Annotated in this window: 12 protein-coding genes; all 12 read right to left on the bottom strand. The window is 66.6% G+C overall.

Annotated elements, in window-relative coordinates:
- Positions 1 to 185: 185 nt before the first annotated feature.
- Positions 186 to 974, bottom strand: a complete 789-nt coding sequence (locus A9O63_RS20975) for an amino acid ABC transporter ATP-binding protein (protein ID WP_002722560.1) — start codon at positions 972 to 974, stop codon at positions 186 to 188.
- Positions 975 to 986: 12 nt separating this feature from the next.
- Complete coding sequence (locus A9O63_RS20970; protein WP_069333603.1) at positions 987 to 2,315, bottom strand: amino acid ABC transporter permease; 1,329 nt, start codon at positions 2,313 to 2,315, stop codon at positions 987 to 989.
- A 1-nt stretch (position 2,316) separates the two neighbouring features.
- The gene (locus A9O63_RS20965; RefSeq protein WP_069333602.1) at positions 2,317 to 3,579 is read right to left on the bottom strand and encodes an amino acid ABC transporter permease; all 1,263 of its coding nucleotides are present in this window, start codon (positions 3,577 to 3,579) and stop codon (positions 2,317 to 2,319) included.
- Positions 3,580 to 3,726: 147 nt separating this feature from the next.
- The gene (locus A9O63_RS20960) at positions 3,727 to 4,743 is read right to left on the bottom strand and encodes an amino acid ABC transporter substrate-binding protein (RefSeq protein ID WP_069333601.1); all 1,017 of its coding nucleotides are present in this window, start codon (positions 4,741 to 4,743) and stop codon (positions 3,727 to 3,729) included.
- A gap of 226 nt (positions 4,744 to 4,969) precedes the next feature.
- Positions 4,970 to 5,677 (bottom strand): ATP12 family chaperone protein, encoded by a 708-nt coding sequence (locus A9O63_RS20955; RefSeq protein ID WP_069333600.1) that lies wholly within the window; start codon positions 5,675 to 5,677, stop codon positions 4,970 to 4,972.
- The gene (locus A9O63_RS20950) at positions 5,677 to 6,717 is read right to left on the bottom strand and encodes an RluA family pseudouridine synthase (protein WP_069333599.1); all 1,041 of its coding nucleotides are present in this window, start codon (positions 6,715 to 6,717) and stop codon (positions 5,677 to 5,679) included. Before A9O63_RS20950 ends, A9O63_RS20955 begins: the two co-directional genes overlap by 1 nt.
- The gene (gene crcB, locus A9O63_RS20945; protein ID WP_069333598.1) at positions 6,714 to 7,088 is read right to left on the bottom strand and encodes a fluoride efflux transporter CrcB; all 375 of its coding nucleotides are present in this window, start codon (positions 7,086 to 7,088) and stop codon (positions 6,714 to 6,716) included. The genes A9O63_RS20950 and crcB overlap by 4 nt, the downstream gene beginning before the upstream one ends.
- Positions 7,089 to 7,119: 31 nt before the next feature.
- Positions 7,120 to 8,433 (bottom strand): replication-associated recombination protein A, encoded by a 1,314-nt coding sequence (locus A9O63_RS20940; RefSeq protein ID WP_069333597.1) that lies wholly within the window; start codon positions 8,431 to 8,433, stop codon positions 7,120 to 7,122.
- Positions 8,434 to 8,471: 38 nt separating this feature from the next.
- Positions 8,472 to 9,857, bottom strand: coding sequence for a Do family serine endopeptidase (locus A9O63_RS20935; protein WP_069333596.1), 1,386 nt, complete (start codon positions 9,855 to 9,857; stop codon positions 8,472 to 8,474).
- A 56-nt stretch (positions 9,858 to 9,913) separates the two neighbouring features.
- Positions 9,914 to 10,525 (bottom strand): helix-turn-helix transcriptional regulator, encoded by a 612-nt coding sequence (locus tag A9O63_RS20930; RefSeq protein WP_069333595.1) that lies wholly within the window; start codon positions 10,523 to 10,525, stop codon positions 9,914 to 9,916.
- Between the two features lie 259 nt (positions 10,526 to 10,784).
- A complete protein-coding gene (gene rplQ / locus A9O63_RS20925; protein ID WP_002722538.1) occupies positions 10,785 to 11,204 on the bottom strand; it encodes a 50S ribosomal protein L17 in 420 nt (139 codons plus the stop codon).
- Positions 11,205 to 11,304: 100 nt separating this feature from the next.
- The gene (locus A9O63_RS20920; RefSeq protein ID WP_002722536.1) at positions 11,305 to 12,321 is read right to left on the bottom strand and encodes a DNA-directed RNA polymerase subunit alpha; all 1,017 of its coding nucleotides are present in this window, start codon (positions 12,319 to 12,321) and stop codon (positions 11,305 to 11,307) included.
- Between the last annotated feature and the right edge of the window lie 12 nt (positions 12,322 to 12,333).

Genomic DNA, 12,333 nt, shown 5'->3' with positions numbered 1-12,333 from the left:
TCCTCGCGGGCGGGCGCGGCTTGTTTCAGCGGAACGATAGCAACCTCGGGCGCGCGCAAGACCGCTCGCGCCGTCGCAGGCGCGGCGCGGCCTGTCGGCCGGGGCTTGCCTGAAAATGGGGCAAAGGCACGAAAAAGGCGCCACCCCTGCGGATGGCGCCCATCAATTCGGCAGAAGCCTCCGGCTCAGTGCCCGAGGATCTGGCTGAGGAAGAGCTTGGTGCGTTCCGACTTCGGATTGCGGAAGAACTCGCCCGGCTCGTTCTGCTCGACGATCTGACCCTGGTCCATGAAGATCACCCGGTTCGCCACCGCCTGCGCGAAGCCCATCTCGTGGGTCACGCAGAGCATGGTCATCCCCTCTTCCGCCAGCTCGATCATCGTGTCGAGCACCTCCTTGATCATCTCGGGGTCGAGCGCCGAGGTCGGCTCGTCGAAGAGCATGATGCGCGGCTTCATGCAGAGCGAGCGGGCGATGGCCACCCGCTGCTGCTGCCCGCCCGAGAGCTGGCCCGGATATTTGTGCGCCTGCTCGGGGATCTTGACCTTCTTGAGGTAGTGCATCGCCACCTCCTCGGCCTCCTTCTTCGGGGTCTTGCGGACCCAGATCGGCGCGAGGGTGCAGTTTTCCAGGATCGTCAGATGCGGGAACAGGTTGAAGTGCTGGAACACCATCCCGACCTCGGAGCGCACCTTGTCGATGTTCTTGAGGTCCGAGGTGAGCTCGATCCCGTCCACGACGATCTGGCCGGACTGGTGCTCTTCGAGGCGGTTGATGCAGCGGATCAGGGTGGATTTCCCCGAGCCGGAGGGGCCGCAGATCACGATCCGCTCGCCCTTGTGGACGGTCATGTTCACGTCGCGCAGGACGTGGAAGCTGCCGTACCACTTGTTCATCTGGCTGATCTGGATGGCGACCTCGTCGCTCACCTGCATGTGGCTGCGGTCGATGGCGCGTTCGATGGCTTCGGACATGGGTTCGGTTCCTTAGCGATGGTCGGTCTTCAGCCGGCGCTCGAGATGCATCGAATAGCGCGACATGGCGAAGTTGAAGGCGAAGAAGATGAGGCCCACGAAGATGTAGGGCTCCCAGTAGATGCCCTTCCAGTCGGTCGAGGCGCGCACGGCGTCGGTGATGCCCTTCAGCGGATCGAGCAGGCCCACGAAGACGACGAGCGTCGTGTCCTTGAACATGCCGATGAAGGTCGAGACGATGCCGGGGATCGAGATCTTCAGCGCCTGCGGCAGGATGATGAGCCGCTGCGCCTTCCAGTAGTCGAGCCCGAGCGCGTCGGCCGCCTCGTATTGCCCGCGCGGCAGGGCGGCGAGCCCGCCCCGGATCACCTCGGCGATATAGGCCGCGGCAAACAGCGTCACCATGATGATGACCCGCAGGATGATGTCGAAGGTGGTGCCCGGCGGCAGGAAGTAGTTCAGCAGGAGCGAGGCGGTGAAGAGCAGCGTGATGAGCGGCACGCCGCGGATGAACTCGATGAACGAGACCGACAGCGCCTTGATGAGGAACATGTCCGACCGCCGCCCGAGCGCGAGGACGATGCCCAGCGGCAACGAGAGGGCGATGCCCGAGACGCCGATGGTGACGGCGAGGACGAAGCCGCCGAACTTGTCCGAGCGCACCTCCTCGAGCCAGAGCGGGAAGCTGCGGCCGGTCAGCCGGGCCAGATCGTCCGACACGTCGCCCGCGAGGAACAGCCACCAGAGCACGGGGACCAGCGCCGCCGCCGCCACCGCCGGGATGGTGCCGAACCGGGCGGCGAGGCCATAGGCCAGCCAGCCGAACAGGAAGCCCGCCGCAGCCACGAGCGGCAGGAAGATCGAGCCGCCCCAGAGGAGCCAGAAGGCGAGGAACGGATAGGCAAGGCTGAACCACAGGAGCTGTCGGGGCACCTGCCCGAACAGGATCGGCGCCAGCGCCACGAAGAGCAGCACGAAGGTCAGCGTCGGCCGCCAGTAGAGGTGGTTCGGGTAGAAGCCGTAGAGGAACTGCGGCCAGCGTTCCCGGATCACCGCCCAGCAGGCGCCGGTGGCCCCCTCGCCCCAGCGCTCGGCGATGATCTGGCGGCACTGGGCGAGCGTGTCCGCCGTCCAGACCGACCGCATGAGCCAGGGCACGATGCCCTCGAGGACATAATAGATGGCGACGAGGCCGAGCACCGTCAGCGCGATGTTCAGCGGCCCCGAGAACAGGTTCTGGCGCAGCCAGCGGACGACGCCCGCCTCGTTGGCGGGCGGGGCCACCGGCGGCAGCATGGTCTCGCGGACGAAGGGCACGGTCTGGGCGTGGGTATCGCTCATCTCAGCGCTCCTTCAGCTTCACGGCCGAGTTGTAGACGTTCATCACCGCCGAGATGACGAGGCTGATGGCGAGATAGATCAGCATCATCAGAAGCACGCATTCGAGCTCGCGCCCGGTCTGGTTCAGCGTGATGCCGCCCAGCGTGCCGCGGAGGTCGAGATAGCCCACGGCGATGGCCAGCGAGGAGTTCTTCGTCAGGTTCAGATATTGCGAGATGAGCGGCGGGATGATGACCCGGAGCGCCTGCGGCAGGATCACGAGGTTCATCGTCCGCCCCGGCCGCAGGCCGAGCGCGAAGGCCGCCTCGGACTGGCCGCGCGAGATGGCGAGGATGCCCGCGCGCACGATCTCGGCGATGAAGGCGCCGGTATAGAGCGAAAGCGCCAGCCACAGCGCCATGAAGGAGTTCGAGACGTTCAGGCCGCCCACGAAGTTGAAGCCGCGGAGCTCGGGGAACTCGAGATGGAAGCCGAGCGCCAGCAGCACCGCCACCGGCAGGCCTGCGAGCAGGAGCAGCGACGACCACCAGGTCGCCGGGCGCTCGCCCGTGGCCTCCTGGATGCGGGTGGCGCGCGCCTTGACGGCCCGGTTGATGAACCAGCCTGCGATGACGGCCCCGATCACCGCCAGCACATCCATGTTGACGTAGAAGAGGCCGAGATCGAGCCAGCCCAGCTCGCGGCTGAAGACCGGGTTCGGCAGGGCGGTGTAGCGGTTCGTCACCGCGATCGCGTCGAGGAACATCGAGCGGTCCGCGATCCCCGTCTCGGGGTTCGGCCGGAAGGCGTTCGGCGCGGGGGTGGCCTCGCTGAAGACCGCATAGATCAGGAGGATCCAGAGGAGCAGCGGCACGTTGCGGAAGACCTCGACATAGACGGTCATCAGCCGCCCGACGATCCAGTTCCGCGACAGCCGCAGCACGCCCACGAGGACGCCGATCACGGTGGCAGCCATGCAGCCCAGCAGCGCGATCAGCAGCGTGTTGAGCAGCCCCACCAGCATGGCCCGGCCATGGGTGCTGTCGTTGGTATATTCGACCAGCCGCTGGCTGATGTCGTAGCCGGCGCGGTTCCAGAGAAAGCCGAAGTCGAAGTCCTTCCCCAGCGCCTCGAGGTTGCGCATCGTATTGTCCACGAGCCAGGCGGCGCCGGCCATGAACAGGAAGAAGACGAAGACCTGGATGGTGAGAGAACGATAGCGCGTATCGTATAGCAACATGCTGAGCCGAAAGGAGTCCTTCGGCGCATCCGCGACGTTGGCCATGCAGTGTTTCCCCATTGAACGGATCGCGGGGCCGGTGTTCCGGCAGGATGGCGTCGTTGCGCCCCTCGCAGTCCGATCGTTGTTGCCCCGCTCTTGCGGCGGGAGATTGTTGAAGGGGCGCCCGATGCCCGGGCGCCCCTCGTCACATCAGCGGAACGGCGGGGCGTAGAGCAGCCCGCCTTGGGTCCATTGCGCGTTCAGCCCGCGCGCGAGGCCGATCGGAGTGGCCTCGCCGATGGTGGCGGCGAAGATCTCGCCATAGTTGCCGCCCACGGCGATGGCGCGCTTGGCCCAGTCGTTGTCGAGGCGGATCATCTTGCCCAGGTCGCCCTGCACGCCCAGGAGACGCTGGATCTCGGGGTTCGGCGAGTTGGCGGCCAGCTCCTCCATGTTGGCGGAGGTCACGCCATATTCCTCGGCCGCGATCAGCGCGTTCAGCGTCGAGCGGACGATGTCGGCCCATTCGTTGTCGCCGTGGCGCACGGCCGGCCCGAGCGGCTCTTTAGAGATGATCTCGGGAAGGATGATGTGGTTTTCCGGGTCGGCGAAGGCCGCGCGGGTGGCGGCGAGGCCCGAGGCATCCGTCGTATAGGCGTCGCAGGCGCCGGCGGCATATTGCTGCTCGCCCTCGGCGTTGGTCTCGACCGCGACGGGCGTGTAGCTGAGGTTGTTGACCTTGAACCAGTCGGCGAGGTTCAGCTCGGTCGTGGTGCCGGTCTGGATGCAGACGGTGGCGCCGTCGAGTTCCTTGGCCGAGGTCACGCCGAGGTCCTTGCGCACCATGAAGCCCTGACCGTCGTAGTAGTTCACGCCGACGAAATCGAGCTTGAGGTCGGTGTCGCGCGAGAAGGTCCAGGTGGAGTTGCGCGCCAGCATGTCAACCTCGCCCGAGGCAAGGGCGGTGAAACGGGTCTGGCCCGTGGTCGGCACGAACTTCACCTTGGTGCCGTCGCCCAGCACCGCCGCAGCCACCGCCCGGCACAGCGAGACGTCGAACCCGGTCCAGTTGCCGTTGGCATCGGGCAGCGAGAAACCGGTGAGACCGGTCGAGACACCGCAATTCAGCTCGCCACGCGCCTTCACATCGTCGAGCGTCGCCGCCGACGCGAGGCCGGCAGCCAGGCCCGCCACGGTCAGCGTGCCGAGAAAAACGGATTTAGTCATGCGTACCTCTTCCTGATTGCCGCCCCTGAGGCGGTTCTTTGATCCCCGGTGAGCGGGGACATCTCTTGTGGAGGATACCCTTCCTCACAGTGGCATCCAGTGTCGACCGAAGCCGTTTCAATCGTCAAGTCAAACCGCAGAAGCGTCCATTTGCGCAGCGAAATCACGGGATTGCGAATCGATTGGGCGGTTTTGCGACGCATCCCCCGTTCGTGGCCGAGGATTGTTACCCGCACAATGCGTAGAATCGCGCCGCCTGCAGGAAGGCCGTGCGCCGGAACGCCTCGATTTCCGCCGCTTCCTCGTCCGCGCCCCACTGCTCGATCTGCCAGGTCTCGTCCAGGCGCGAGAGCTCCCAGGCCTCCTCCGGAAGGAGGTGTCCCTCGGTCACGCCGAGGCCCAGGATCAGCGATCCCGAGATGGCCACGAGATCATGGAAGCCCGCAACCTGAAAGGGAGAAAAGCCACGAACATGGTCCGCGAGGCGGGTGAGGCTGGTCTCGGGCTGGGCCTGATGCATCACGCCTGCGGTGGTCTCGAGCGGGGCCTCGAACCGCCCGGCCGCCCAGGCGAGGACCGGGTCCCAGGCCTGCGCCTGCCGCGCCACGAGCGCCTCGGGGGCCGTGGCGCGGTAGCAGAGGAGATCGGTGCCGCCATAGGCCGCGAGCATCTCCGTCACCTCGTCGAACTGCGGCGCCACCTTGTCGAGCGCCGAATTGGCCGAGCGGGTGACGGGCATCGTCTCGGGGCGCACCTGGCCCTCCTGCGCCTGCCATTCGGACGCGACCGCCTCGGCCAGCGCACGGGTGGGCAGGATCAGCGGCCGCTTGGCCGGCGTCCGCACGCCGCGCCCGTCGAGGAGCACGGCGAAGCCGCCCGGCTCCTCGGCCACGGCGGCCTCCTTCCAGAACCGTTTCGCAACCCACCCCGCCATCAGAAGGCTCCGAACGGATCTTCGGGCACGTCGCCTTCCTTCCAGTCGAGCAGCTTCCAGGTCTTGGCCATATGGGCGGGCAGCGGCGCGGTGAAGGTCACGAGTTCCTTCTTGATCGGATGTTCGATGGTGAGGCTGCGGGCATGGAGATGCAGCTTGCGGCTCATCTCACCGCCGATCTGCGCCCCCCAGCCGTCGCCGAGATTCTCCTGCCCCGACCCGCCGTATTTCCCGTCGCCGACGATCGGATGGCCGAGCTCGGCCATATGGGCGCGCAGCTGGTGCGTGCGCCCCGTGATCGGCGAAAGCGCCATCCAGGCGCAGCGGTTGCCGAGGAACCAGAGGGTGAAGAAGTCGGTCTGGGCGCGCTTGGCCTCGGGGTAGTCGCCCACCTTGGCGGGATGGATGCAGAGCATCTTCTCGCCCTCGCCGCCGCGCCCGTGGCCCGGCGCCTTCATCAGCGCATATTTGATCGAGCCCTGTTTCGGGCTGGGCACGCCCGCGACCAGCGCCCAGTAGATCTTGCGCGTGTTGCGGTGGCGGAAACTCTCGGAGAGCGCCCGCGCTACGCGGTCGGTGCGCGCCAGCACCAGCACGCCCGACGTGTCCTTGTCGAGCCGGTGCACCAGCTTGGGCCGCTCCTTGTAGCCGAACTTCAGCGCCTCGGTCAGCCCGTCGACATGCCGCTCGCCCTGCCCCGAGCCTCCCTGCGAGGGCAGGCCCGCGGGCTTGTTCAGCACGATGATGTCGTTGTCGCGGTAGATCACGCAGTCCTGGATCATCTGCTCGTCGGACTTCGTGACCCGCGACGCCTGCGGCCGCGGCGCATCCGGATCGGGCAGCGGCGGCACACGGATCTCCATGCCCTCGGCCACGCGGTCCGAGGCCTTGGCCCGCGCGCCGTCGACGCGCACCTGCCCGGTGCGGCACATCTTCTCCACGGCGCCCTGCGTCACATGCGGGAAGCGGCGCTTGAACCAGCGGTCGAGCCTTTGCTCGCCCTCGTCTGCCGTCACCTTCAGAAGCTGCACGCTGCTCATGCCATCCATCCCCGAACCGCCGCCATGCCGGCCATCAGCCCCACGAGCGACAGCCCCACCGAAAGCCCCACATAGGCCGCGGCAAGCCCCGCCTGCCCGCGCTCGTAGAGCGTGACCGCATCCAGCGAAAAGGCCGAAAAGGTCGTGAAGCCGCCCAGCATTCCCGTCATGAGAAGCGGCGCGTAGCGGTCGCCCTTGTGGGCCAGCACCACCACCAGCACGCCCATCAGGAACGAGCCCGCCACGTTGACGACCATGGTCCCGACCGGGAAGGACGGACCGAAGAGGCGCATACTGCCGACATTGGTCAGATAGCGCGCCGAGGCGCCGAGGGCGCCGCCAAGCGCCACCTGTAAGAGAGAGCTGATCATCGCGCTTCTCTGTTCCCCGCAAGGGTCAATGTCAACCGCCCTGCCGCTTGGCGCGGAGCTTGGAGAAATAGTCGGTGCGCTTCTTCAGTTCCCGCTCGAACCCCCGCTCCTGCGGCAGATACCAGACCGGGCGCTTCATGCCCTCGGGGAAGTAGTTCTGGCCCGAGAAGCCGTCCTCGGCATCGTGATCGTACTGGTAGCCCGAGCCGTAGCCGATCTCCTTCATCATCTTCGTCGGCGCATTCAGGATATGTTTCGGCGGCGGCTCGGAGCCGGTCTGCTTCGCCGCCGCCCGCGCGGCCTTGTAGGCAGTGTAGATCGCGTTCGATTTCGGGCTGAGCGCCAGATAGACCAGCGCCTCGGCCAGCGCGAGCTCGCCCTCGGGCGACCCCAGCCGTTCGTAGGTGGCCCAGGCCTCGAGGCAGATCCCCTGCGCCTGCGGATCGGCAAGGCCGATGTCCTCGACCGCCATGCGGGTGATGCGCCGGGCGAGGAAGCGGGGATCCTCGCCGCCCTCGAGCATCCGCGCGAACCAGTAGAGCGCGGCATCGGGGTCCGATCCGCGCACGGATTTGTGCAGGGCCGAGATGAGGTTGTAATGCTCCTCGCCCGACTTGTCGTATTTCGCGGCCCGCCGCATGAGGCGTGTGGCAAGCTGGTCGCGGTCGAGCGGACCCTTGACCTTCCAGGCCATCACCTGCTCGACGAGGTTCAGAAGCGCCCGTCCGTCGCCGTCGGCCATCTCCAGAAGCGCCTCGCGCGCGGGACCGTCGAGCGGCAGGGCACGCCCCGTCTCGTGCTCGGCCCGCTGGGCCAGACGTTCGAGATCGGCGAGGCTCAGCCGTTCGAGCACGATCACCTGGGCCCGCGACATGAGGGCCGCGTTCAGCTCGAACGAGGGGTTCTCGGTGGTGGCGCCCACGAGGAGGATGGTCCCGTCCTCCATGTGCGGCAGGAAGCCATCCTGCTGGGCCTTGTTGAAGCGGTGGATCTCATCGACGAACAGGAGCGTCCCCTGCCCGTTCGCCCGCCGGAGCTTCGCCGCCTCGAACACCTTCCGAAGGTCGGGCACGCCGGTGAAGATCGCCGAGATCTGCACGAAGGCGAGGTCGGTCTCCTTCGCGAGCAACCGGGCGATGGTGGTCTTGCCCACGCCCGGCGGTCCCCAGAGGATCAGCGACGACAGGCTGCCCGAGGCCAGCATGGCGCCCAAGGGCCCGTCGGGCGACAGGACCTTGCCCTGCCCGATCACCTCGGCCAGCGACTTCGGCCGCAGCCGGTCGGCCAGCGGTCGGGGGGCATCGGGCTGCGGGGGCGCAGGCTCTCGGTCGAAGAGGTCGGACATGGGCGAAGCCTACGCGCGCCGCGAGGGCGGGGAAAGGGTCACAGACGGAAGCGCAGTCGCAGCGGCTTGCCGTCGCGGAGGACGTCGATCTGCCACCAGCGCACCCGCTCCTGCGCGGCGCGCTCCACATCGCGCGGACGCTCGATCCGGCGGCCGTTGATCTCGAGCAGGATATCGCCCGGCCGCAGGCCCGTCCGGGCCGCCGTCGCCTCGGACGCGCGCACCACCACCCCTTCGAGCGTCAGGGGCAGGTTCAGCTCGGCGCGCACCGCGGGATTGAGCCGCTCGACCGTGAGCCCGGCAAGGACCGTCTCGCGCAGCGTCACCGTCTCGCGCGGCGGCTTGTCGGGCGCCACAACGAGCGCGATCTCGGCCTCGCGCGTCTCGCCGTCGCGCAGATAGGTCACGGAGGCGCGCGCGCCGATGCCGAGAGAGGAGAGCCGGAAGATCACCTCCTGCGGGCTGTCGGTGCGCAGCCCCTCCAGCGCCACCACCACATCGCCCGCGCGCAGGCCCGCGGCGCGGAACGGGCTCTCGGGATCGAGTTCGGTCAGCACCACCCCTTCTGGGCGTTCGAGCCCCATCGCCTCGGCCATGCCGGCATCGACCGCCTGCCCGTTGACGCCGGCCCAGGGGCGCTGGAACCGCGCCTCGCCCGCCTCCGCCTGCGCAAGGAAGCTGCGCACGAGATTGGCGGGAATGGCGAAGCCGATCCCGTTCGAGCCGCCGGACTGCGTGAGGATCGCCGTGTTGATGCCCACAAGCCTCCCCGCCGTGTCCACCAGCGCGCCACCCGAGTTGCCGGGGTTGATGGCCGCGTCCGTCTGGATGAAATAGCCGCGCCCGCCGTCGATCGAGAGCCCCGAGCGCGCGAGACCCGAGACGATGCCCTGCGACACGGTCTGGCCCACGCCGAACGGATTGCCGATGGCCAGCACCAGCTCCCCCACCTCGACACCGTCGGAATCGCGCAGGCCCAGATGCGGCAGATCCCTGGCATCCTCCAGCTTCAGCACCGCGAGGTCGCTGTCCTCATCCGCGAGCATCACCTCGGCCTCATATTCCCGCCGGTCGTTCAGCACGACCCGGATCGCATCCGCCTGTCCCACCACATGATAGTTCGAAACCACGATGCCGTCGCCGGAGACGATCACGCCCGAGCCCAGCGAGTTCTGCACCCGCGGCTGGCGGCGACCGAAATCGCGGAAGAGCTGGTCGAAGAAGGGATCGGCCGCGAAGGGGCTGACGCGCTGCTCGACGACCCGCGTGGCATAGATGTTCACGACCGCCGGTGCCGCCGAGCGGACCACCGGCGCGAAGGAGAGCGAGATCTCGGCCGCGCTCTCGGGCAGGCGCGTCTCGGCAGGCGCGGCGAGCGGCGACAGGAGAGCGATCAGGGAAAGGGCAAGCAGCGCCTTGCGCATCGAAACACCTCATGGGACGCAGCGATATGTAATCGCCGCCCGCCCCGGTGCAAGCGTCAGATCAGGCGGTATTCCTTGGCCCGCTGGATGGCCTCGGCGGTGGTGCGGGCGCCGAGTCGCTGGCGCGCGCTGGCGATCCGCGCCTTCAGCGCGCTTTCGGAAATGCCGAGTTTCATCGCCGCCGCCGCGTGGCGGTCGCCACTGGCGATGCAGCGCAGCGCCTCGATCTGCGGTTGCGTCAATTCATGGGGCGGCTGGGTCAGTTCGTGAAGCCGCTGGAACAGGGAAAAGATCAACTCGACCTCGCGGTCGGTAAATTCCCTGTCCGAACGCGCAAAACTCCCCAGGCTGCGCGATTCCCGTGCGCCCCATGAACATGTGACGCCATAGCGGAGATCGAATTGCGCGGCAGCCGCGAAGACACCGCGCGTATCCTGCTCTGCCAGATCGCTCCACCTGCGATGGCCCGTTTCGCTCAACGCCCAGCGGATCGTGGGATCATAAATGACATATCCCTTTTCCGTGTAATACTCGATCCAGTCCTCGCGGTATGATTGCATGGTGATGAGCGGCGAGGTGAAGCGGACGTGCAGGCCAAGAAAGAAGCCTGCCGTGGCCATGCGCCGGAGCTGACTGATTTCAAGATCGATTTTTGAATTCATCGTCATTCGGGAAACAGTGCACAGCAAATCGCTTGGGATGGACACAAGCTCGATATTCGGCGATCCCTGCGCCGTCACAAAGCTAGCTTTATGACAACCATCTCATGAAGCAAACACGTTTTTTGGCAACGGTGAATCCGCCTGTCTTGAACTGCCTTTCGCGGTAATCCCATCCCTTTGGTCATGAAACAAAAGCCCATGGTGCCAAAAAGAAAAAGGCCCATCTCCAAGGAGACAGGCCCAAATCGCAAGACCGGAAACGGTCTTATTCTTCCAGCGCTTCTTCGGCAGCGGTGCGCGCCTTGTCGGCGGCGCCCTTCGCATTCGGATCGCGGTCGACAAATTCGATGATCGCCATCGGCGCCATGTCCCCATAGCGGAAACCGGCTTTCAGCACGCGGACATAGCCGCCGGCGCGCTCGGCGTAGCGCGGCCCGAGGATCTCGAACAGCCGGGCGACGTGACGGTCTTCCTTGAGCTGCGCCGCAGCCTGACGGCGGGCGTGCAGGTCGCCGCGCTTGGCCAGCGTGATCAGCTTTTCGATGATCGGACGCAGTTCCTTGGCCTTCGGCAGGGTCGTCTTGATCTGCTCATGCTCGATAAGCGAGCCGGCCATGTTGGCAAACAGCGCCTTGCGGTGCTCGTGGGTGCGGTTCAGGCGGCGATAGCCGCGGGCGTGACGCATGATGGTCTCCTATGCTTTGTCCTGCCCGACGTGCGGTGCGACGGGCTTCTTTGGGGCGGGATTGCCCGGGGGCCGAGAGGGGGGCATGACGCCCCCGCCCTCAGAACTGGTCTTCGAAGCGCTTGGCCAGATCCTCGATGTTCTCCGGCGGCCAGTCCTCGACATCCATGCCGAGGTGCAGACCCATGCCCGAGAGCACTTCCTTGATCTCGTTGAGCGACTTGCGGCCGAAGTTCGGGGTGCGGAGCATCTCGGCTTCGGTCTTCTGGATGAGATCGCCGATATAGACGATATTGTCGTTCTTGAGGCAGTTCGCCGAGCGGACCGACAGTTCGAGCTCGTCCACCTTCTTGAGGAGCAGCGGGTTGAACTCCAGCCCGTCCTCCACGTCGTGGCGGGTGGCCGATTCCGGCTCTTCGAAGTTCACGAAGATCGACAGCTGATCCTGCAGGATGCGCGCCGCATAGGCCACGGCATCGTCCGGGGTCAGGCCGCCGTCGGTCTCGATCCGCATGGTGAGCTTGTCATAGTCGAGCACCTGGCCCTCGCGGGTCGGCGTGACTTCGTAGCTCACCTTCTTCACCGGCGAATAGATCGCGTCGATCGGAATGAGGCCGATCGGCGCATCCTCGGGGCGGTTCTTGTCCGCCGCGACATAGCCCTTGCCGGTGTTCACGGTCAGCTCCATGAACACGTCCGCCCCCTCGTCGAGGTGGCAGATGACATGGTCCTTGTTCAGGATCTCGATGCCGTTCGATTCCGAGATATCGCCCGCCGTGACGACGCCCGGCCCCTTGGCGGAGATCGACAGACGCTTCGGACCCTCGACCTCCATCTTGATCGAGACGCCCTTCAGGTTCAGGACGATGTCGGTCACATCCTCACGGACGCCGGCCACCGACGAGAACTCGTGCAGCACGTTGTCGATCTGGACGGAGGTGATGGCGGCCCCCTGAAGCGACGAGAGCAGCACGCGGCGCAGCGCGTTGCCCAGCGTCAGACCGAAGCCGCGCTCGAGCGGCTCCGCAATCACGGTGGCGACCCGGGCCGGATCGGCACCCGGCTTGACGACCAGCTGCGTCGGCTTGATCAGCTCGGCCCAGTTCTTGTGGATCATGCGTTTGCCTCC

The organism is Cereibacter johrii (assembly GCF_001720585.1).
In the GTDB taxonomy this organism is placed as follows: domain Bacteria; phylum Pseudomonadota; class Alphaproteobacteria; order Rhodobacterales; family Rhodobacteraceae; genus Cereibacter_A; species Cereibacter_A johrii.
This window is presented reverse-complemented; position numbering and strand designations above follow the sequence as displayed.

Coding starts and splice junctions, on each gene's coding strand:
- A9O63_RS20975 (WP_002722560.1), bottom strand. CDS start 974: ATGTCCGAAGCCATCGAACGCGCCATCGACCGCAGCCACATGCAGGTG.
- A9O63_RS20970 (WP_069333603.1), bottom strand. CDS start 2,315: ATGAGCGATACCCACGCCCAGACCGTGCCCTTCGTCCGCGAGACCATG.
- A9O63_RS20965 (WP_069333602.1), bottom strand. CDS start 3,579: ATGGCCAACGTCGCGGATGCGCCGAAGGACTCCTTTCGGCTCAGCATG.
- A9O63_RS20960 (WP_069333601.1), bottom strand. CDS start 4,743: ATGACTAAATCCGTTTTTCTCGGCACGCTGACCGTGGCGGGCCTGGCT.
- A9O63_RS20955 (WP_069333600.1), bottom strand. CDS start 5,677: ATGGCGGGGTGGGTTGCGAAACGGTTCTGGAAGGAGGCCGCCGTGGCC.
- A9O63_RS20950 (WP_069333599.1), bottom strand. CDS start 6,717: ATGAGCAGCGTGCAGCTTCTGAAGGTGACGGCAGACGAGGGCGAGCAA.
- crcB (WP_069333598.1), bottom strand. CDS start 7,088: ATGATCAGCTCTCTCTTACAGGTGGCGCTTGGCGGCGCCCTCGGCGCC.
- A9O63_RS20940 (WP_069333597.1), bottom strand. CDS start 8,433: ATGTCCGACCTCTTCGACCGAGAGCCTGCGCCCCCGCAGCCCGATGCC.
- A9O63_RS20935 (WP_069333596.1), bottom strand. CDS start 9,857: ATGCGCAAGGCGCTGCTTGCCCTTTCCCTGATCGCTCTCCTGTCGCCG.
- A9O63_RS20930 (WP_069333595.1), bottom strand. CDS start 10,525: ATGACGATGAATTCAAAAATCGATCTTGAAATCAGTCAGCTCCGGCGC.
- rplQ (WP_002722538.1), bottom strand. CDS start 11,204: ATGCGTCACGCCCGCGGCTATCGCCGCCTGAACCGCACCCACGAGCAC.
- A9O63_RS20920 (WP_002722536.1), bottom strand. CDS start 12,321: ATGATCCACAAGAACTGGGCCGAGCTGATCAAGCCGACGCAGCTGGTC.